The organism is Pseudomonas fluorescens (assembly GCF_005938625.1).
Lineage (GTDB): Bacteria > Pseudomonadota > Gammaproteobacteria > Pseudomonadales > Pseudomonadaceae > Aquipseudomonas > Aquipseudomonas fluorescens_BD.
This window is the reverse complement of sequence record NZ_VCNJ01000105.1, coordinates 15333-34612: the sequence shown is the minus strand read 5'-3', so window position 1 is coordinate 34612 and position 19280 is coordinate 15333. Positions and strand designations below refer to the sequence as shown.

Sequence of the window (19280 nt, the reverse complement as noted above, 5' to 3'; positions counted from 1 at the left end):
GTTGCCCCCTCGGGGCACCAAAATTAAGAAAGGTCTTGCTTAGCAAGGCCTTTTTTTTCGTCTGCTGGAAAGTGCTCGCGCAATGCTGAGCGCTCACCACCGCGCGGTTCGCACGTGACATAGCACGGACTCCGGTGTCGGACTCGTTTGCAGGCTCAGCCTGAGCACTTCCCCCAAACAACCGCGCTGCTATCGCCCGCCCCCGCTCCAGCCCCTCCTCCGTCAACCAGACCGACTTGTTCCTGTTAACCGGGTTACCAATGAAACCCTGCTCATGCAATCAGTTCATGATCTCGAAGTCGAATCCTTTCCAGGCATTGCCGTCGTTGGAACTGAGCGCTGCCAACAGGGCAAGCACGGCGTCTTCCATCAGTTTGTCGTCGTATTCCATGGTCGTCACTCCATTCGTATCCAACAGTTAACGTCGAGTGGGTGAAGGTTCACCATAATACTCGCCGGCCTCCGATTGAAATGCCGCTCAATCCCGTGAAGGTTATTGATCGGCTTCAGTGTGCCCGGCCTCGCGTTTGGGCTGCACTTGTTGATCCCGCTCCGTATAATCGCGCCACTCTGAAGGCAGCCCAGCGCATCCTGCACCTAAGGGTAGCTGCCTCCAGTCATCAACTCCCACACTAACGGACGTCGCTAAAGGCACCCCATGGAAACGTCACTGGAAACAGTCGCCCTTTTCTCCCTCAAACTCGCTTACGAGGAAGAAGGCCTGAGCCCGATTTTGCGGGACGATATGGTCATGGGTGATTACCAGAAAGACATTTTCGAACTATTGGTACGGCGCGGGGATGTCGAGACCATTCAGTTCAAGATGAATGAATGCCTGGGTTTGGCGATGGACGCCTTGGGCGGAGTCGAGAAACCGCTGGGGCGGGAGCTGCACAAGTTGTCCGCGGATTTCAGCGAAGCGCGCTCGCTGGAGCAGCTGGATCAGCCACTCCTAGCGTTGAGGCAGTATTTGAAAGATATTGTTTAATTTTCAAACAACACTACATCAACCGCTACTTTTTTGAGCGGTGAGCCTCAAATATTAAAATCAAAAACCACCCAAATTTCACAATCGCACCCTTATTGATCTCAATGAGCGAACCGTGCCCCGGTCCTCAGTCACCCGACAATGGACCTCTTCAAAAAAATTATTTATTATCTCTCTGCTAACCACAATTCACCTACAAATCTATTCGGAAAATAACAAAGTTAAATATCAAGGAGAGATGCAGGATGTTGTTATCCAAGACTGAGATTTCCAATCACACCAACAGGCTCAGGCCAGACCAAAGTCTAGACTCAACATTTGACATTCTTTCAATGATGATATCAATTGGAATTGTCTTTAACTATTCCGGCTCTCCGTCAAGCTCCGAGCCCGACATATTATTTGATTCGAAAACATTAATAGTAAACCAGAACACCACGCAGAAAATCCGCGCCCAATCGCTATTCAACATGGCTTACATTTCAGCCGCCGCAATAACTTTCAAAGACAAAACACACATACAAATAAATATAAAAAACAATAAGATACTAACAAAGATAATTAACAACCCGGCAATCACCCCTCAGCAAGCCACAGAAACACTAAACCATTTTGCATCCAGCATATTAATGCCAGAAAAACTTACCCAAAGAGTAATCACACAATTAATGAGCAATTTCGATATCAAAGATCGAAACCATGGGAAAATTTATGTGGACTACCAAGAATGCAATCACAGGGACTTCGTGAGAATAATCAACAATACTTGTAGCATTTTTGACGTATCAGCCGAAATAGCAATAAACAGATTAACCGAACTAGGAATCCTGAAAGATATTCGGGTGATCCGCCCGGCTAACTGGTCAACCTTCATTGACACTCCTAACGCAAACAACCCCCTACGCGTACACATTGAACTTACAAACAAATTCAACCCTAACAAATCCAACTAAAATAAACCCTAACTATGGCGAGGCGGAATATGAGACCAGAACATTGCGACCTTGACACTCCTTTATTTCTCCCCGTAAGCGAAGAAACGATCACAGCAATCATTGCACATGATCAACCTATGTTGCTTGATAACCTTTCAAGTCCAGAGCTTGCTGCGATTCTTGTCATTCAAAACATCCCCAGTCTTGACGAAACAGTCAACCCCAGAAATGCTTCCGAAACAATTTTAAAAAAGCTGATTGCTTGGGAACTAGAAAACAAAGCGAATACAAACAACCAAAGATTATTGAGCGAGACAAAAAGACTTTTCAAAAAGAACGAACTAATAAATGGATATAAAAATCTTGCCAAATCTAAAATATCACTACTCCCTCCGACACTGGTAATCGACGCACCATTTCTGCTATCTAATGGAGAATGGGATATAAAATTTAGGTCGGAGTACTTTAGAGTAATAAACTCATACCAGAATCACCTGGAAACACCAAAAAAAAGAGAACTTTGGCTGTCCAACTCTCAGAATATGATTATCCGGACGTTTCAAGCAAACTTGAACGAGCATCTTCACGTCCAGGGTTATGCCGGAATTGGAAAAAGTTTTTTAATCACCTCCTTATTGAATTATCTGGATCAAAACAAAACCTTGATTCTCGCTAAAAACACAGAAAAAACTGAAGAAATACGAAAGCGCAGCAAAATAAAGACATCTAAACTACTGACATTTGAGTCACTTGCCATAACGCTCCTAAGCAAAGTTATTGATAGAGCAATATTGCGACGCGCGCATGAAATAAAACCAATTCAAAATCTTGAAATCGCAGCCAAACTCAGCCTCACATCTGTTCAGAGCTTAGAAATATCTCAGGTTGTATCAATCTGCTTAACCACCATAAACAATTACTGCACATCCAAAGATTACACGATTAGAGAGGCCCACCTGCCAACACTTCCTGCGCGATTCTCAACGACAGATAGATCCGTGATATTAGAGTTTTCGAGTCGAATATGGCAAGCGATAGATCCCACGCTAAATACGCCTATAAAACTACCATTCTATGGCTTGAGAACCCTGAAAAAAGCCTCACTTTTAGGTCTCACCATACCTTCTACCATCTCACACATTTTAATAGATGAGAGTCATGACTTACCTCCATCGCTATTAAAAATATTAGAGAGCAGCCCTCAATCACTGATAACATTTGGAGATGAATATCAACGACTTAGCGGATCAGCAACAAAGCGTTCCATAGACATTAGACAAAAGGAAGCCATCCAATCTGTCAGGAGTGGAATTAAAATTGAGCGCATGCTAAATCCATTAATCGAAGCGCACCCTGACAAGCTCAAGCTTCCATTTGAAGCGGCTAAAGATAAAGACATATACATTCACAAGTATGACCAATACAACTTACCACTCCCCCCCACAACGATCTTATTTTTAGATCACTGGGGAATGTTGTGCTTTTTTATCAACATAACTACAAAAGGGAAACACATTTCTTTTACGAGCAATAGAAGCAAAAAAAGTTTTCAAGATTTTGCTAATGACTCCTTGCGCTTACTACGCGACAATCTTCCATCAACCCACTTAGACCTAATACAATTTGCAAGTAATCGCGAACTCTACGAAAAGCTAAACAAGCATCAAGAATTTATTGAAATAATGAAAAAAACCAACTCAGGATATAACGTATCCGACCTAAATGAGGGCCTCACTAAGATATCAAACCAGACAAGCAGCACCTACACACTAGCTTTAGTTAGCGAAGTCGGAAACATGGAGTTCAACTCCGTCACGATTAGTCCAAATCTAATGCCAATATCACCTCCGGATGATGCATACGCAATCGACAACATAATATCTTCTCTCTACACGGCCATTTCTAGAGCGAAGAGAGAAATCTACATACAAGTTGATATAGATGATTGGCTTACAAGCTATCGCAAACAAGGAGCATTTATATACAAAAACAAAACACTCCTTGAGTGAGAGTAAACCAACAGCGCCTTAAAGGACGAAAACATTAGCCCCCCCACTTCTAAATTTATCACTCACTCAATCCTCGGGATAAATTTTGCGTGCTAATTGCGGGTAAGGCGCGATGCCTCTTATCATTGAATCAATTTCACTCTCAATGTAAGAATATAGCGCCCCTCCCCGCTCAGCAACAATTGTCGGAGCATTACCCCTGCCTTTAGCATGCTTATACAAAGTAACAACAGCACAGCGATCAAAACGATAAAAGCTTGTTACAGGCGTTTCATCGTGAATCCAAACACTAAAATCCAACTTGTCATTTCCCACCGACAAGAACAGATCAATATACTCTCTAATTGCTTGCGTCACCCTCCCCTTCATTGTATCGGCATCTTTAGCATTAAATCTTTTAGCCAAATCCTTCATAATCTCTTGATTATCAGGATCTGGAACAATCAGCCTTATCCGGCAACCCTTCTTTGCCGCCAGTATTTTTAGATCCTCTTCAAACATTGCTCGCCAAGTATTAGCATAGCAGACAAACATATCCAATCTTTCGCAAGACTTTATGAGCTTTGAAAAGTCCGGACCTTGGACTGGATTAAGAGAGATATCTGTAACACCCACAGTTCGTATATCTTCAGCCATTCCTGTTTTAGCAAGCAACTCTTCTAAAAACGCTCTTTTTGAAAATAGTTCCCACAACATTGCAATGGAAACTGACGCGATCAATAGCGCCCCAATATTTGACATTAAAGATTTAAGCCACAAATACCCTTCAGGAAAGGAAGACCGTTCACTCCCCATGAGCAACAGTATTCCTATAATAAATATCGAAGCGGACGCAATATAGGTTCTTAGATTTGTAATTTGTTTTAATTGCTGCATCATTTTTAACACTCCCAGCCGTATTCTTACCGTTTAATTTTTCTGAGCTCATAACTGAGTCACTTCAAAACCAAAAAACACACTCTAGGCACACATCCTGACAGAAAATTTCTTTACAAATTATTTTTCTGACGAGGTCATGAATCTCGTTTACGCTTTAATTTTCATCGTGTCTTTTTTACAACTCGAATATCCGTAGGAAACCCATCCGCGCCAACAAGCTTTTTCCAGCCCAGATACTGAAATTCGCCCTTCTCATCAATGTAATCGCCCTTCTCCACTGATCGGCCACCCACCACCGCAACGCGCTTCACTTCGCCACAGCCGCCGTCCGAAGGCCTAACCGTATAGATGACATACGGCTTCACGTATTGGGTGGCGCGGAAGTATTGGCCGCAGATTTCGTCGACGGTAATCAACATGGTTTTCAGGCGTGCTTCGCCGTCGGTGTCTTCGTGCAGTTTCAGGAAGGAGATGTCGCCGACGTCGCTGTAGCCGAGGGCGCGGGCGCGTTGGTATTCGGGGGAGTTCTGGTGGGCGATGCGGCCTTCCTCCGCAGCACCTTGCATTTTTGCGGCGAACTCGGCTTTGCCTTGGGCGATCATCGCTTCAGCCTGGCCTGCCACGTTTTCGCATTGTGCAAATTCCCGGGAGCCGAGGTGATTGGGTGTCAGGTTCGAGCGGTGTTCATTCATGGTTCGCAGGTTGCTTTCCAGCGCGGACATCACGTCGTAGGCGGTGGTGCGGCCGCTCTGCACATCGGCCATTTTTTCCAGCACGCGCTGGCAGTTGCCGGCGTAATACTTCCAGCTGTTTTCCGGATGCTCTTGCACGGCGGCGAATGCCGGGGTCATTGCAGCGGCGAGTGTGATTGCGCAGAGCAGGCGCGAACAATGGGTACTGACTGGCATAGGTAATCCATTACGGGGATAGGGCAGTGGCGCGACGCTACTATTTTGCTATCTTGCCGTCCACTGCCAGTAACGAGGTCGCCAGCGCCTCGATGGAGTCAATTTTCAGAGGGAGAAACGCCTTGATGGCCGTGTTGTACTTTTTCGTCTGGGCAGCCGTTTGGGCTTGGGTCGTGCAGACCCGTGGTGCCTGGAACCTGATCCTTGCCAACCTGGCGGGTGCCGCCAGCGGCTTCATCGTGGCAATGATTTTTTCGGTGATCTGTTCAGGCCTTTTCCCGGCGCACGTGCCTCCTTCACCGGAAAATCTGGTCAGTAGCGTGTTGCAAATAATCACCACGTTCGGCGTGTTGGCGGGTGTCTGGATGTGGCTGGTCAGGCGTCCTCAGCCAGAGCATCCGTTGGCCCGGCAACTTTTCGCCGGTATCTGTGGGCTGGCTGGTGGTGTGACGACGCTGGCGTTTTTCGCGCTCAATTTTCACTGAGCGCCGCTATCGACACTGGCATTACACGCCTGTTTTGTTATCTTGCCGCCCATCGTCAGCGTTCACTGTGGACGTGCGTTGATTTCAGGGTTTTGAAGGTTTAAGGAAAGGATCAAATGGAGTTTCTGCGTTTTCTGGCGATTGTTGCGGTTTGGGGGTTCATGTGGCGCTGGGTGGTGCAGAACCGTGGCAGCTGGAATGTTTTCTACGGCAACATCGTTGGCGCAGCGGGCGGTTTCATTGTCGCGATGGTGGTACTGTCGATCACGTTGTCGTTGTTTCCGTCGTCGCATAATTACGAACCGGCGCAGGCTGAAAACACACAACTCGCCGAGTCGACCTCTCTATTGCCTGAAGCCGAGGCAGTCACACCCGCCGCCGATCTCAAGGATGCGCCGGCTTTTGCTGCCATCGAGCCGGATGACAAGCCCTCTCCCGCCGACTCCGCACTGTTGCCGAACTACGCCAGTCGGGCGCCGAAATCCATCGGGCTACAGACCGTGCTGGATCAAAGCGACTATGACGGTCGCATGGCCCTGGCAGCACTGAACAAGAAACTGCGCGGCGACGCACTGGCCGACAAGTCGATGATCGCCTATGTCATGTGCAGCCCGTTTGTGACCAGCACGTTGCGCTTTCCCGCTTCGGCGCGTTTCGCTGACAGCAAAGCGCTGGTCAGCCACCGCTTCAAGGATCAGGTCTACACCTTCAACAACACCGTCACCGCGCGCAACATGAACGGCGACGATGTCACCTACCGTTTCGATTGCTCCGTGCAAGAACAGCCGCGAGTTGACGCGCTACCTGCGCAGTGGCGTTTGTTGGCGCTGAAAGTGCAAAAAGCCGACTCTTAAGGCTGATTTAAGGGTTCAAGGCGCCGGCTGCGCTATCATCGCCGGCCTGTGCGCCTTGAGCTTTGCCCTCCGATGTCCCGACACCTCGCTGATCCCTCTTTGTTGCCTGCCGTGTTGGCCGGCCCGCTGCTGCGCCGGCTGGAGCCGAAGCGGTTGGTGCTGTGGTTGATCGGTACGCGCCAGCTGTCGCTGACGTTGCGCCTGCAAGGTGTAGGAGACATTCTTCTCGACGCGGAGAAATGCACGGTCATTCCCGTAGGTCGTCAGGCGTTTGTTCACCTCATTGATGTTTCTCTCGATAGCGCCCTGCCCTGCGATACGCGTATCGACTATGACCTGCTGATCGACAATGCAGAAGGCATCGCCGACTGGGCGGCGCATCTGCTGTACGGCGATGCAACCAGTCCGAACTTCGTCCTGCGCTCGCGGATCGATCAACTGCTGCACGGCTCTTGCCGCAAGCCGCATCACCCGGCGACGGATGGTTTGCTTTGCGTCGACCAATTGCTGACGACGGAAACCGATCCGCAACAACGCCCCGCCCTGTTGATGATGAGCGGTGATCAGGTCTACGCCGACGATGTCGCCGGCCCGATGCTGCGGGCGATTCATGCCTTGATCGAACGTCTCGGCCTGTTCGACGAACACCTCGAAGGCGCCGTGGTCAGCGACAGCGCGAAGCTCTACGAGCACCCGGCCAGTTACTACCACCGTGCGGATTTGTTACCGGCGCTGGAGAGCAACGAGACATTGCGCGAGCGATTTTTCGGCGGTGCGCGTAAGCCGATTTTCACCAGCAGCAGTGCTGACAATCATCTGGTGACGTTCGCCGAAGTCATGGCGATGTACTTGCTGGTGTGGTCGCCGACCGCCTGGTCGCTGATCGATCCGCAAGCGCCCGAACTGACGCCCGAACGCCTCAAGCGCTATACCCTCGAACAGACTCGCATCGACACCTTCAAGGCTGGATTGGGCCAAGTCGCCCGCGCGCTGGCGCATCTGCCGAGTCTGATGATTTTCGATGATCACGACATCACCGATGACTGGAACCTGTCTGCGCAATGGGAGGAAACGGCCTACGGCCATCCGTTCTCCAAACGCATCATCGGCAATGCGCTGATCGCCTATATGTTGTGTCAGGGCTGGGGCAATAATCCCGATGCGTTCAAGGATGTGCTGGAGAAAACTCTGGGGCTGAGCGCCAGTGGTGGTGACCAGTATCTCGACAGCCCGGTGCAGGACGACTTGATCGATGACCTGCTGCGCTTTCAGCATTGGCATTTCGTCCTGCCAACCAGCCCAGCGCTGGTGGTCATCGACACGCGCACCCGGCGCTGGCGCAGTGAAATGGCGCTCAAGCAACCGTCGGGCCTGCTCGATTGGGAGGCGCTAAGCGAACTGCAACAGGAACTGCTCGATCACCCGTCGGCGATCATCGTGTCACCGGCGCCGATCTTCGGCGTGAAGCTGATTGAAACCGTGCAGAAGGTCTTCAGTTGGTGCGGTTATCCGCTGCTGGTCGACGCGGAAAACTGGATGGCCCATCGCGGTGCGGCACAGGTGATCCTGAATATTTTCCGCCACTCGCGAACACCGGGTAACTACGTGGTTCTGTCGGGCGACGTGCATTATTCCTTCGTCTACGAAGTTCTTATCCGCCACCGCAAAGCCGGCCCGCGGATCTGGCAGATCACCAGCAGCGGGATCAAGAACGAGTTTCCGAAAAGCCTGCTGGAATGGTTCGACCGCCTCAACCGCTGGCTCTATTCGCCACGCTCCCCGCTGAACTGGTTTACCAAACGCCGTCGCATGCGCATCGTGCCGTATACGCCAGAACATGCCGAGGCTGGAGAACGCTTATGGAATTCGGCGGGGATCGGTCAGGTGTTTTTCAATGAACAGGGGCAGCCGCGAGAGATCATTCAGCACAATTCGAATGGCAAGGCGAAGACACGGATGCTGGCGCCGGATCTGGCGGATTATCCGGACTAGAGGCTTCCCGTGTGGGAGCGAGCTTGCTCGCGAATGCGGTCGAGCATTCAACATTAATGTCGACTGTGACGACGCCTTCGCGAGCAAGCTCGCTCCCACAGGGTTATCGGATATCCATTAACTCGCGGAAACAATCCGTCCAATTCCTCTGACAATCATCTCCACCTCCCGCTCATCAATCGTCAACGGTGGCAGCAGCCGTATCGTCTTGCCCCGCGTGACGTTGATCAACAGCCCATGATCCCGCGCCGCGATCAGGGTCAGATCACGCACCGGCTGTTTCAGCTCGATACCGATCATCAAACCCTGACCACGAATCGCCAACACATTGGGATTGTCCGCCAGCTCTGCACGCAGACGAGTCAACAGACGCTCGCCCTGAATCCGGGCGTTTTCCAACAGGCCCTGTTCTTCGATGATGTCCAGCACTGTGCAACCGACCCGACACGCCAGCGGATTGCCGCCGAAGGTGCTGCCATGGCTGCCGGGGGTGAACAGATCCGACGCCCTGCCCCGGGCCAGGCAAGCGCCGATCGGCACGCCATTGCCCAGTCCTTTTGCCAGGGTCATGACATCCGGGACGATGCCTTCATGTTGAAACGCAAACCAGCGGCCAGTACGGCCGATGCCGGTCTGGATTTCATCGAGCATCAATAACCACGCATGGCGATTGCACAGTTCGCGCAGGGCTTTCAGGTAACCCGGCGGCGCAAGCTGCACGCCGCTTTCGCCCTGGATTGGCTCGACCAGAATTGCCACGATGCGCTCGCCGTGCTTTTGCTGCACCTGTTCCAGCGCCGCGAGATCACCAAAAGGCACTTTGAGGAAATCCCCCGGCAATTCGTTGAAACCCAGGCGCACCGCCGGGCCATCGCTGGCCGACAAGGTGCCGAGCGTGCGGCCATGGAACGCGTTGGCCATGACCACCACCAGCGGCTGTTCGATGCCTTTGCGCCAGCCGTATAGACGCGCGAGTTTCAGCGCCGTTTCATTGGCTTCGGCCCCCGAATTATTGAAGAACGCCCGCTCCATACCCGACAGCTCAGTCAGCCGTTTGGCCAGTTGTTGCTGCCAGTCGATGCTGTACAGATTCGACGTGTGCAGCAGCAATCCCGCCTGCTCGCTGATCGCCGAAACGATCCGCGGGTGTGAGTGACCGACATTGGTCACCGCGACACCGGCCACCGCATCCAGATACTCGCGACCGGCCTGATCCCACAGGCGAGTGCCCAGGCCTTTGGTGAAGCTCAGGGCCAGCGGTTGGTAGGTGTTCATCAGGGCGGCGGTCATGACTTCAAACTCCAGTGCAGGTCGGTGTGCTGGCAGTATGGTTAGCCACCGAAACTGGATAAACTCGGAAAAACTTCATTCATTTAAAAGCAGGGCTTGATAATGGACCTGTTCCAGTCGATGAGCGTGTACGTCAAAGTCGTCGAAGCCGGGAGCATGACGGCGGCCGCGCTGCAGTGCGACATGTCGACGACCATGGTTGGCAATCACCTGCGCGCGCTGGAACGACGGCTGGGCGTGCAACTGCTGCAACGCACGACCCGCCGTCAACGTCTTACCGAATTCGGCAGCGTTTACTACCAGCGGTGTCTGGATGTATTGGGACTGGTGGCTGACTCCGAACGCTTGGCGGAACAGGCACTCGATGAGCCGCGCGGTCTGCTGCGCATTACCGCGCCACTGACTTTTGGCGTAGAACGCCTGGCGCCGGCGCTCAGCGAATTTTCCCTGCAATATCCACAGGTCAAAATGGATGTGGTGCTGACCAACAGCCGTCCAGACTTGCTGGAAAGTGGTCTGGATGTGGCGTTCCGACTGGGGCATTTCGAGGAGTCGAATCTGATCGCCCGCCCTCTGATCGATTACACACTGACCGTCTGCGCCTCCCCGCAATACGTGGCCCGGCGCGGCATGCCGCAAACACCTGAGGATTTGCAACAACACGACTGCCTGTCGTTCGCCTACCCTGCCGGCGACGATTGGCAATCGGTGGAAAAGCGCTGGCGCCTCAGCGGCCCGGAGGGAGAAATTCTCGTCGACGTCAGCGGGCCGATGCTGATGAATACTTCTGCCGGTCTGCATCAGGCAGCCCGCACCGACATGGGTATCGTGATGCTGCCCGATGCGCTGGTGGAACAGGATCTGCGCGACGGCAAACTGGTGACCGTCGTCCCCGACTATCAACCGCCCAGCCGCCCCCTGCATTTGCTTTATGCCCCGGATCGCTATCGTTTACCCAAGCTGCGCCGCTTCGTCGAATTTGCGATGCGGACGTGGGGCAGATCCTGATAACGAGCGACATGGACAATGTCTCGAACAACTGCTGACAAGGAGTCGAACCGAAGATGAACAACAACCTGGCCGTACGCGACCTGCTACCTGACGAAGTGGAGTCGGTACGGCTGTTTCTCGGCCGCCATGGCTGGGGCCACCGAACCGGTTCCAGCGAACATTTCAGGCAACTGATCAACAACTCTCAACGCACGGCTGTTGCCCTGCGCGACGCTCAGATCGTTGGCTTTGCCCGGGGCATAACCGATGGCTTGTGCAACGGATACCTGTCGATGGTCGTGGTCGATGGCCAGTATCGACGTACAGGCATTGGCCGCAGACTGGTTGAGCATGTCATGGGGGATAACCCCGACATCACCTGGGTGCTGCGTGCCGGGCGAGAAGGCGCCGAAGCCTTTTTTGCCAGCCTGGGTTTTGAAATGTCAGTGATCGCCATGGAGCGACCGCGATTGAAATAACGGGCGTGCGTTCTGGCAACGGCTATGATCAGCTTCTCTTTCCAGCATGGACGCTGCGCGATGCTCGTCACTCTTCAAAATACCCCCTTGTGGGTTTATGTCGTTTTTCTGGTTCTGGTGTATTTCGGCCTCAAGGCCCGAAAACCCCAACACGAAAGCCGATTTTCCCTGCTATCGACCCCGCTGGTGTTGTTGGGTTGGTCGCTATTGTCGTTGAACCTGACGAATGACCCAGGCTTGACCCTCAGCAGCTGGCTCATTGCTTTGTTACTGGGCGCCCTGTCGGCATGGCTGATTTTCCCCAACAAGGGGGTAAGTCTTGATGATCCGGAAACCGGGTTGATCTTGCCGGGCACTTGGAAAGCGCTGACTCTGCTCCTGCTTTTTTTTGCAGTGAACTACTACTTCGGCTATCAGGATGATGTGCACCCAGAGCGCGCTGCCGCCCCGGATATGGTGTTGTTCAAAGCCGCAGCCTCAGGTTTTATCAGTGGTCTGATTAGCGCTCGCTCACTGAAATATTACCGTTTGCTGCGCACCCTTCAGGCTCAACGCCCGCCATTGGGCGCCCAATGACTCAGGAGCCGTTTTTCACCAACACCGGTTTCTCCTGATAACGCTGGGCAAACACCTGCTTCAGATTCGCCACCTTCGGCATGTCGTTGATCACGATGTAGGGATAGCTCGGATGCTCGGTCAGGAAGTCCTGGTGATAGTCCTCCGCCGGGTAAAAGCCGTTGTAGCTTTCCAGCTTGGTGACGATGGGTTTGTTGAAGGCATGGGCCGCATCAAGTTGCGCGATGTAAGCCTGCGCGATCTTCTGCTGATCAGCGTTGACCGGGAACAGCGCCGAGCGATATTGCGAGCCGCTGTCCGGGCCCTGGCGATTGAGCTCAGTTGGGTTGTGCGCTACCGAAAAGTAGATCTGCAACAGGCTGCCGTAGCTGACCTGAGTCGGATCGAAGGTAACCTGCACGGACTCGGCGTGGCCGGTATCGCCTTCGCTGACTCGTTCATATTCCGCCGTATTGGCCGCACCTCCGGCATAGCCGGAAACCGCTTTCTGCACGCCTTTGACGTGTTGGAAAACACCCTGCACGCCCCAGAAGCAACCACCGGCGAACACGGCGGTTTCGCTGTGTGCCTGCGTGATTTCATCAAGGGTTGGAGGCGGAATCACGACCGCGTCTTCGCCCCCCATAGAGAGCGCTGAAACCTGGCCAATCACGCCGGCCACCGCGACTCCCAACAACACACGACGCCATGTAATCTTCATTTCAATGACTCCTGATCAGCCGAAGGTAAAGGCGTAGGCCGATACGCCCGGGTCAAGAAATTCGATGCTGAAGGTTCGATCCTTCACGCCATCGGTCTGGCGCACCAACTGGTACAGGCGCTGCTCGGTGACGCGGCCCGAACCGTCGGGGGCGACGTCGACACCGTGGGCATCCGCCGGCGCGTGACCGTCGATCAACACCTTGAAGCGCACGGGTTTGCCGTCCGCGCCCGGTCCCAATACCAAATGCAGATCGCGGGCATGAAAGCGATAAACGATGCGGCTGGCAGAGGCGCCGGCAGTCGCGCGCTCCGCCCCGACGTTCCATTGGCCGCCGAGGCTCCAGTCATTCAAAGCGAGACTGGTCGGTGGGATATAAGCCGCGACCTTGTCAGGCACGAGGCTGGTTTCCGGTACGAAATGTTCCGCACGCTGGTAGCCGACATAGGTTTCCGGCGACAGCACCTGATTCATGTCCGGCGCCTGCTGCACACCCTTGGCGTCGGCATTGATCAAGCCGTCCGCCACGGTTTTTGCGCCCGCCTCACGCAGCAACTGTTGTATGACGCGTTCCGACTCGGCGTAGTCCCCTTCGCCAAAATGGTGGTAACGAATACGTCCCTGAGCGTCGGCAAAGTAATGCGCTGGCCAATATTCGTTGTTGAAAGCACGCCAGATCTTGTAGTCATTATCGATGGCGACCGGGTAGTTGATACCCAGTTCCTTCATGGCTTTGGTGACGTTGCCCACATCACGCTCGAAGGCGAATTCCGGCGCGTGCACACCGATCACTACCAGCCCTTGATCGCGATACTTTTCGGCCCAGGCTTTGACATACGGCAAAGTGCGCAAGCAGTTGATGCAGGAGTAAGTCCAGAAATCCACCAGCACCACTTTGCCTTTCAAAGCCTGGGCATCCAGCGGCGCTGAGTTGAGCCATTGCACCGCACCTTCAAGCGGCGGCAACTGGCCTTCGACCGGTAAAGTGCCTGGCGTTTTCGCGGCCATTTTCATCGCGCCGCCAGCAGCCATCATGCTGCCGTTCGCTGCGCCTTCCTCAGCAGGAATCTGCGCCATCATCGTGCCGCTGGCGTTGGCAGATTTGCCCGACAGCTTGCCGACCAGCGCCTGCTCCAGGCCACCGGTGGAAGCCGTCGATAACCGTGCGAGAACACCGGTATCGAGCCCCAGTGCAATGGCCGCGACGCCGGCCAACATCATTACGCCCAGACCCCGACGGATCCACTCACCGGTGCCAATCGAGCGTTTCATCAGCGCAAAAACCTTACCGCCCAACAGCAGCGCCGCGGCCAGCGAGGTGGCGGCACCCGCCGCGTAGGCGAGCAACAACAGCGTGGTGGCGATGCTTGCTCCTTGCAGCGCGGCGCCGGTCAGAATCAGCCCCAGGATCGGCCCGGCGCAAGGTGCCCACAGCAGTCCCGTGGCGACCCCGATCAGAAACGAAGCGCCGGGACGCGGGCGATGCTCCTGCCCGGCGGCTTCCGACAAGCGACTGCCGGCCGACACCAGCGGCCGGGTCAGACGTTCGGCCACACGCGGCAGCAGCAAGGTCAGCCCGAACAGGGCAACGAACAGCAACGCGAGCCAGCGCCCGTACTGATTGACTTGCACCACCCAACCGCCGCCCACCGCCGCCAACGAGGCGACGAGCGCAAAGGTCACCGCCATCCCCGCCAGCAGCGGCAAGCCACTTTTGATAAACGGCTGCCCGGTGCGAGCGAAGACAAAAGGCAGCACCGGCAGGATGCACGGACTGACGATCGTCAGCACACCACCGAGATAAGCGAGAACCAAGAGCCACATAAATTCGTCCTGTCTGAAGTGAAGATCGCGAGCGGGTCATGACTCAAGCCGCCACGGCTTTGAAGGTCATCGCCAGGCCGTTCATGCAGTAGCGCAGGCCTGTGGGCTTGGGACCGTCATCGAAAACATGGCCCAGATGACCGCCGCAGCGGCGACAGTGAACTTCGTCGCGGGACATGCCGAACGAACGGTCCTGACGCGTCGCCACTGCGTGTTCCAGCGGCGCCCAGAAACTCGGCCAACCGGTACGGCTGTCGAACTTGGTCGCGGATGAAAACAACGCCAGATCACAGCCGGCACAGGCAAACGTGCCAGTGCGATGCTCATCGTTGAGCGCGCTGGTATAGGCCCGTTCGGTGCCTTCCTCACGCAGGATCTGATACTGCTCGTCGCTTAGAATCGAGTGCCATTCAGTGTCGCTGTGAATGACTTCGAACGCCTCGTCCGCGTGTGCCTCGCCGATCACTGCCGTGGCAGTCGACAATTTTGGCAATACACCCGCCACCAGGGCTGCAACCCCCAGCCCGCCGCCCGCTAACAGAATCTGTCGCCGTGAAAACATGGCCGTCTCCAAAAATTCCAGATGCCCTTCATGGAACACAGCCTAGGCTTGGATTGATCGCCAAATCCTCACGGGAAGTTAACGAATTCGTGATAACTCGCCCGGAGGAAAACCCGCACAATGCGCTTATCGCGCCGAAGGATTGAGCTCCATGGAACAGACCAAACGCATCCTTGTGGTCGAGGATGACCAACACATCGCCGACCTGATTTGCCTGCATCTGCGGGATGAACAATTCGAGGTCACACACAGCGCCGACGGCGACGAAGGCATGCGCCTGCTGCAACAAGGTCACTGGGATGCACTGATCCTCGACCTGATGCTGCCGGGCGTCGACGGTCTGGAAATCTGCCGCCGCGCCCGCGCAATGGCCCGTTACACGCCGATCATCATCACCAGCGCCCGCTCCAGTGAATTGCACCGCATCCTTGGTCTGGAACTGGGTGCCGACGATTACCTCGCCAAGCCGTTTTCGATGCTGGAACTGGTGGCTCGGGTCAAAGCCTTGCTGCGTCGTGTCGATGCCATGGCGCGCAATCTGAAGATGGACGCCGGCAGCTTGAGCCTCGATGGCCTGACCATCGATCCGATCACCCGCGAAGTCAGCCTCGACGCCCAAAGGCTGGACCTCACGCCTCGTGAGTTCGATCTGCTGTACTTCTTCGCCCGCCAACCGGGCAAAGTGTTCTCGCGCATGGATCTGCTGAACGCCGTCTGGGGTTACAGCCACGAAGGTTACGAACATACGGTCAACACCCACATCAATCGCCTGCGGGCGAAGATCGAAAAAGATCCGGCACAGCCAGCGCGAATCCTCACCGTGTGGGGCCGTGGTTATAAATTTGGTACCGAGCAGCCATGAAACTGACCCTGACGCAGCGCCTGTCCGTGGTATTTGCCGTGCTGCTGTTGGTGTGCTGCGGCACATCGGCATGGCTGCAAGTGCGCTCCAGTCACATGCATGAGCTGGAAGTGGTGCAAGGTCTGTCGCGAGATCTGGCGCAGCACATCGCCCACGACACGGTGCTGATGGACAGCAACGGTTTGATGCCCGGCGCTGTGCGTGAACTGTTCAGCCAACTGATGCTGGTCAACCCGAGTGTCGAGGTGTATCTGCTCGACACCGAGGGGCGAATCGTCGGCAATGCCGCACCTGAGGGGCGGATACGCCGCCAGCAGGTTGATCTGGCGCCGATTCGTCAACTCCTCGACGATCAGCCGCTGCCGATCCTCGGCGATGACCCGCGCAGCGTCGATGGGCGCAAGGTATTCAGCGCCGCACCACTGCAGGTCAACGGTAAAGCTGCCGGTTATCTATATGTGGTGCTGCTCAGCGAAGCGCACGACCGCTTCGCCGAACGCGGCGCGACCAGTGCGGCACTCAACACCGCGCTGTTGTCGATCGGACTGGTCGCGTTGCTGTGCCTGGTTGCCGGCCTCACTGCGTTCAATCTCATTACCCGGCCATTGCGGCGACTCACCGAAACCGTCAGCCGCTTCGAAATCGAAGGCGCGGCGCCACCTCGACCCGTCACGGCACCTGTGGATAAAACCGCTGACCCGGATGAAATCGCCGTTCTCGATGCCGCCTTCCGGCAAATGCAGAATCGTCTCGGCGAACAGTGGCGCTCCCTGACCCGTCAGGATCAGGAGCGTCGCGAGCTGGTGGCGAACATTTCCCATGACCTGCGCACGCCGATGGCTTCGCTGCACGGTTATCTGGAAACCTTGTCGCTCAAAGACGCCACGCTATCCCCGGAGGAGCGGCGCCGCTACCTCGGCATCGCCCTGGACCAGAGCAGAAAGGTCGGCGGTCTGGCGCAGTCACTGCTGGAACTGGTGCGACTGGAACACGGATTCGTGCAACCGGTGCCGGAGCGTTTTTCGCTGATCGATCTGGTGCAGGATATCTTCCAGAAATTCGAACTGACGGCCGAAGCGCGGCAAGTCGAACTCAAGGCCCATTTCGTGCCGAACCTGCCAACGGTCTGCGCCGACCTCGGGTTGATCGAACGGGTGCTGACCAACCTTGTGGACAATGCTTTACGGCATACACCTCTGGGTGGCGAGATCGAGTTCGATCTGACACCTCACGGTACCTTGGTTGATGTGACGGTCAGTGACACCGGTCCCGGCATCGCTCCGGAGTTGCGCGAAGGTTTGTTCCTGCGCCCGTTCAATATCGGTGGGGCGCGGCGTGACGGAGGGCTGGGCCTGCGCATCGTGCACCGCATCCTGCAATTACATGGCCGTGAGATTGAGTTGCTCGACGTCAGCGGGCGCGGTGCGACATTCCGCTTCTCGCTGCCAACGGATCAGCAAACAGCCGAACAATGGATGATGCGTTCAATGAATTTGCACAGCCCCGGCAAATAGTTGAGACCGCCGGCCCGTTGCTCCGTGACAACGCCGCCGCGCTCCCCTAAATTAGTCGGCCTGAAAAAGCCCTTGGGTTTTCTCATCTCCACTCAAGTTAAAAAGTAGTGAAATTTCAATGTCCGATTTCAACACCGCTGAATCCGTAGTCACCGAATCGTCCAAAGCGGAATACGAAAACTCCATCAATCTTTCACAACACCTGCCACAAGCCAAAATCATCAGCGAAATGGTCCTGGACGCGTTCCAGTCGACCCGCGAAAGCGACCAGATCCGCGAGCTGCGCGCGGCAATCCGTCAGGCTCACGACAGCTTCGATGACGACAAGGCTTACGAGCTGATGGGCGAACTCAAGGCGTTGAAAGACGCCGAAGCCGCCGACCTCGCCGCCCTTGAAGACCTCAGCAGCAAGTTCTCGATCGGCCGCATCCTGTCCAGCTTCAAGGACGATCCGGCGTTCCAGGAAATCGTTTACGGCCTCGCGCTGAAAGTGCTGAACCAGACCCATCAGGCGATCAGCAACCCGAGCGGTGGCAAGAGCAAGGCTGCGAAAAAGAAAGAAGTCGAAATTTTCACCATCAGCAAGGACGGCATCAGCGTGACCCTGCCACTGCGCACGCCACGCTCGCGCCTGAACGTTGATCGTGCAGCGCTGGAGTTCCTCGGTTTCACCTTCGTTGGTGAAGGCGAAGAAGCGGAACTGGAAAGCGAAGTCTTCGTTGATAACGCCGGTACCGAGCAGGCGGTAAGCCGCAAGAACATCATCACCGCGCTGCAACAGCAGACCGCGTTTGATGGCTATAGCATCGCCGCGCAGTAATAGCGCAGCCGCTGTATGAAAAAGCCCCGCACTGAGATTCAGGCGGGGCTTTTTGTTGCGCGGCTTTCGGGGAATTACGCGCCCGAGTGCAAAGCTACAATCATGTCGACTTCAATCGCCGCATTCTTCGGCAACTGATACACCCCCACCGTGGTGCGCGTGTGCCGTCCGGCATCGCCGAGCACATGACTGAACACATCCGACGCACCGTTGGCCACTTCGCTCAGGTCAATGAAGTCCGGGGTCGACTTCACGTACACGGTGACCCGCAACAACGCCTTGATCTTGTCCAGCGAACCGACGGCATCGACGATCAGCGCCAGACAACGCATCGCACTGATGCTCGCGGCGGCTTGCGCATCCTTGAGGGTCAGCTCCAATCCGACCCGACCGGGATACTGAATCTTGCCGTTGGTGCGCGGCACCATGCCGCTGATGTACAGCTCATCGTGATGACGGATCAGCGGCGCGTAATTACCGCCGGCAGTGTTCTCGCCATAAATGTCGTAGTTCAGCTCTTGGGCCAGGGCAATAAAACGTTCGTCGCAGGTCATCCTTTCAGTCATTTCGCCCAGCCTTTTGATCAGTGCATGAAATACCGCAGGTGAGACAG

Annotated in this window: 20 protein-coding genes; 12 read left to right on the top strand and 8 right to left on the bottom strand. The window is 54.9% G+C overall.

Going from position 1 to position 19280, the window contains the following annotated elements:
- Positions 1–280 (bottom strand): DUF6429 family protein (locus FGA82_RS32665; RefSeq protein ID WP_249384311.1); only part of this gene is annotated, 280 nt, incomplete at its 3' end.
- 378 nt (positions 281–658) lie between these two features.
- Between FGA82_RS32665 and FGA82_RS31230 the strand changes: the two genes are divergently transcribed.
- From FGA82_RS31230 to FGA82_RS31220, 3 genes are all read left to right on the top strand, one after another.
- A complete protein-coding gene (locus tag FGA82_RS31230; protein WP_141130070.1) occupies positions 659–988 on the top strand; it encodes a hypothetical protein in 330 nt (109 codons plus the stop codon).
- A 245-nt stretch (positions 989–1233) separates the two neighbouring features.
- Complete coding sequence (locus FGA82_RS31225) at positions 1234–1941, top strand: hypothetical protein (protein ID WP_141130069.1); 708 nt, start codon at positions 1234–1236, stop codon at positions 1939–1941.
- 29 nt (positions 1942–1970) lie between these two features.
- Positions 1971–3932, top strand: coding sequence for a hypothetical protein (locus FGA82_RS31220; protein WP_141130068.1), 1962 nt, complete (start codon positions 1971–1973; stop codon positions 3930–3932).
- A gap of 66 nt (positions 3933–3998) precedes the next feature.
- Here the strand turns inward: FGA82_RS31220 and FGA82_RS31215 are convergent, their stop codons facing one another.
- Together FGA82_RS31215 and FGA82_RS31210 are read right to left on the bottom strand one after the other, a co-directional pair.
- On the bottom strand, positions 3999–4811 hold the full coding sequence (locus FGA82_RS31215; RefSeq protein WP_141130067.1) for a hypothetical protein: 813 nt from the start codon (positions 4809–4811) through the stop codon (positions 3999–4001).
- Positions 4812–4972: 161 nt separating this feature from the next.
- The gene (locus FGA82_RS31210) at positions 4973–5719 is read right to left on the bottom strand and encodes a hypothetical protein (RefSeq protein WP_141130066.1); all 747 of its coding nucleotides are present in this window, start codon (positions 5717–5719) and stop codon (positions 4973–4975) included.
- Between the two features lie 26 nt (positions 5720–5745).
- Here FGA82_RS31210 and FGA82_RS31205 point away from each other — a divergent pair, with 26 nt between their 5' ends.
- The 3 genes from FGA82_RS31205 to FGA82_RS31195 all read left to right on the top strand — a co-directional run bounded on the left by FGA82_RS31205 (position 5746) and on the right by FGA82_RS31195 (position 9050).
- Positions 5746–6204: a hypothetical protein gene (locus FGA82_RS31205; protein WP_249384310.1), complete on the top strand. Its 459-nt coding sequence runs from the start codon at positions 5746–5748 to the stop codon at positions 6202–6204.
- A gap of 116 nt (positions 6205–6320) precedes the next feature.
- A complete protein-coding gene (locus tag FGA82_RS31200) occupies positions 6321–7058 on the top strand; it encodes a hypothetical protein (protein WP_141130065.1) in 738 nt (245 codons plus the stop codon).
- A 72-nt stretch (positions 7059–7130) separates the two neighbouring features.
- Entirely contained in the window at positions 7131–9050 is a 1920-nt protein-coding gene (locus tag FGA82_RS31195) for an alkaline phosphatase D family protein (protein WP_141130064.1), read from the top strand.
- A gap of 117 nt (positions 9051–9167) precedes the next feature.
- On the opposite strand, the gene FGA82_RS31185 is transcribed toward FGA82_RS31195, so the two are convergent.
- Positions 9168–10340, bottom strand: coding sequence for an aspartate aminotransferase family protein (locus FGA82_RS31185; RefSeq protein ID WP_141130063.1), 1173 nt, complete (start codon positions 10338–10340; stop codon positions 9168–9170).
- Positions 10341–10442: 102 nt separating this feature from the next.
- Between FGA82_RS31185 and FGA82_RS31180 the strand changes: the two genes are divergently transcribed.
- Genes FGA82_RS31180 through FGA82_RS31170 form a run of 3 tightly spaced genes read left to right on the top strand, consistent with a single transcriptional unit; the run spans position 10443 to position 12385 of the window.
- Entirely contained in the window at positions 10443–11348 is a 906-nt protein-coding gene (locus FGA82_RS31180) for a LysR family transcriptional regulator (RefSeq protein WP_141130062.1), read from the top strand.
- Between the two features lie 56 nt (positions 11349–11404).
- Positions 11405–11809 carry a GNAT family N-acetyltransferase gene (locus FGA82_RS31175; protein WP_141130061.1) on the top strand — a complete coding sequence of 135 codons (405 nt, stop codon included), beginning with the start codon at positions 11405–11407 and terminating at the stop codon, positions 11807–11809.
- 60 nt (positions 11810–11869) lie between these two features.
- Complete coding sequence (locus FGA82_RS31170) at positions 11870–12385, top strand: DUF6622 family protein (RefSeq protein ID WP_141130071.1); 516 nt, start codon at positions 11870–11872, stop codon at positions 12383–12385.
- Between the two features lies 1 nt (position 12386).
- Here FGA82_RS31170 and msrA read toward each other — a convergent pair whose 3' ends face one another.
- The 3 genes from msrA to msrB are packed head-to-tail and all read right to left on the bottom strand — an operon-like array spanning position 12387 to position 15471.
- The gene (msrA, locus tag FGA82_RS31165; RefSeq protein ID WP_141130060.1) at positions 12387–13085 is read right to left on the bottom strand and encodes a peptide-methionine (S)-S-oxide reductase MsrA; all 699 of its coding nucleotides are present in this window, start codon (positions 13083–13085) and stop codon (positions 12387–12389) included.
- Between the two features lie 15 nt (positions 13086–13100).
- Positions 13101–14909 (bottom strand): cytochrome c biogenesis protein DipZ, encoded by a 1809-nt coding sequence (locus tag FGA82_RS31160; protein ID WP_141130059.1) that lies wholly within the window; start codon positions 14907–14909, stop codon positions 13101–13103.
- Positions 14910–14952: 43 nt separating this feature from the next.
- The gene (msrB, locus tag FGA82_RS31155; RefSeq protein ID WP_141130058.1) at positions 14953–15471 is read right to left on the bottom strand and encodes a peptide-methionine (R)-S-oxide reductase MsrB; all 519 of its coding nucleotides are present in this window, start codon (positions 15469–15471) and stop codon (positions 14953–14955) included.
- 151 nt (positions 15472–15622) lie between these two features.
- On the opposite strand from msrB, the gene FGA82_RS31150 reads away from it, so the two are divergent.
- The 3 genes from FGA82_RS31150 (at position 15623) to FGA82_RS31140 (ending at position 18667) form a co-directional block, all read left to right on the top strand.
- Positions 15623–16333 (top strand): response regulator transcription factor, encoded by a 711-nt coding sequence (locus tag FGA82_RS31150; protein ID WP_141130057.1) that lies wholly within the window; start codon positions 15623–15625, stop codon positions 16331–16333.
- On the top strand, positions 16330–17847 hold the full coding sequence (locus tag FGA82_RS31145) for a sensor histidine kinase (protein WP_141130056.1): 1518 nt from the start codon (positions 16330–16332) through the stop codon (positions 17845–17847). The genes FGA82_RS31150 and FGA82_RS31145 overlap by 4 nt, the downstream gene beginning before the upstream one ends.
- A 118-nt stretch (positions 17848–17965) precedes the next feature.
- Positions 17966–18667, top strand: coding sequence for a hypothetical protein (locus tag FGA82_RS31140; RefSeq protein ID WP_141130055.1), 702 nt, complete (start codon positions 17966–17968; stop codon positions 18665–18667).
- 74 nt (positions 18668–18741) lie between these two features.
- On the opposite strand, the gene FGA82_RS31135 is transcribed toward FGA82_RS31140, so the two are convergent.
- Positions 18742–19233 (bottom strand): RidA family protein, encoded by a 492-nt coding sequence (locus FGA82_RS31135; RefSeq protein ID WP_141130054.1) that lies wholly within the window; start codon positions 19231–19233, stop codon positions 18742–18744.
- Between the last annotated feature and the right edge of the window lie 47 nt (positions 19234–19280).

What these genes read in the sequence shown, in the direction of transcription:
- FGA82_RS31230 (WP_141130070.1), top strand. Translation starts at nt 659, where the DNA reads ATGGAAACGTCACTGGAAACAGTCGCCCTTTTCTCCCTCAAACTCGCT.
- FGA82_RS31225 (WP_141130069.1), top strand. Translation starts at nt 1,234, where the DNA reads ATGTTGTTATCCAAGACTGAGATTTCCAATCACACCAACAGGCTCAGG.
- FGA82_RS31220 (WP_141130068.1), top strand. Translation starts at nt 1,971, where the DNA reads ATGAGACCAGAACATTGCGACCTTGACACTCCTTTATTTCTCCCCGTA.
- FGA82_RS31215 (WP_141130067.1), bottom strand. Translation starts at nt 4,811, where the DNA reads ATGATGCAGCAATTAAAACAAATTACAAATCTAAGAACCTATATTGCG.
- FGA82_RS31210 (WP_141130066.1), bottom strand. Translation starts at nt 5,719, where the DNA reads ATGCCAGTCAGTACCCATTGTTCGCGCCTGCTCTGCGCAATCACACTC.
- FGA82_RS31200 (WP_141130065.1), top strand. Translation starts at nt 6,321, where the DNA reads ATGGAGTTTCTGCGTTTTCTGGCGATTGTTGCGGTTTGGGGGTTCATG.
- FGA82_RS31195 (WP_141130064.1), top strand. Translation starts at nt 7,131, where the DNA reads ATGTCCCGACACCTCGCTGATCCCTCTTTGTTGCCTGCCGTGTTGGCC.
- FGA82_RS31185 (WP_141130063.1), bottom strand. Translation starts at nt 10,340, where the DNA reads ATGACCGCCGCCCTGATGAACACCTACCAACCGCTGGCCCTGAGCTTC.
- FGA82_RS31180 (WP_141130062.1), top strand. Translation starts at nt 10,443, where the DNA reads ATGGACCTGTTCCAGTCGATGAGCGTGTACGTCAAAGTCGTCGAAGCC.
- FGA82_RS31175 (WP_141130061.1), top strand. Translation starts at nt 11,405, where the DNA reads ATGAACAACAACCTGGCCGTACGCGACCTGCTACCTGACGAAGTGGAG.
- FGA82_RS31170 (WP_141130071.1), top strand. Translation starts at nt 11,870, where the DNA reads ATGCTCGTCACTCTTCAAAATACCCCCTTGTGGGTTTATGTCGTTTTT.
- msrA (WP_141130060.1), bottom strand. Translation starts at nt 13,085, where the DNA reads ATGAAGATTACATGGCGTCGTGTGTTGTTGGGAGTCGCGGTGGCCGGC.
- FGA82_RS31160 (WP_141130059.1), bottom strand. Translation starts at nt 14,909, where the DNA reads ATGTGGCTCTTGGTTCTCGCTTATCTCGGTGGTGTGCTGACGATCGTC.
- msrB (WP_141130058.1), bottom strand. Translation starts at nt 15,471, where the DNA reads ATGTTTTCACGGCGACAGATTCTGTTAGCGGGCGGCGGGCTGGGGGTT.
- FGA82_RS31150 (WP_141130057.1), top strand. Translation starts at nt 15,623, where the DNA reads ATGGAACAGACCAAACGCATCCTTGTGGTCGAGGATGACCAACACATC.
- FGA82_RS31145 (WP_141130056.1), top strand. Translation starts at nt 16,330, where the DNA reads ATGAAACTGACCCTGACGCAGCGCCTGTCCGTGGTATTTGCCGTGCTG.
- FGA82_RS31140 (WP_141130055.1), top strand. Translation starts at nt 17,966, where the DNA reads ATGTCCGATTTCAACACCGCTGAATCCGTAGTCACCGAATCGTCCAAA.
- FGA82_RS31135 (WP_141130054.1), bottom strand. Translation starts at nt 19,233, where the DNA reads ATGACTGAAAGGATGACCTGCGACGAACGTTTTATTGCCCTGGCCCAA.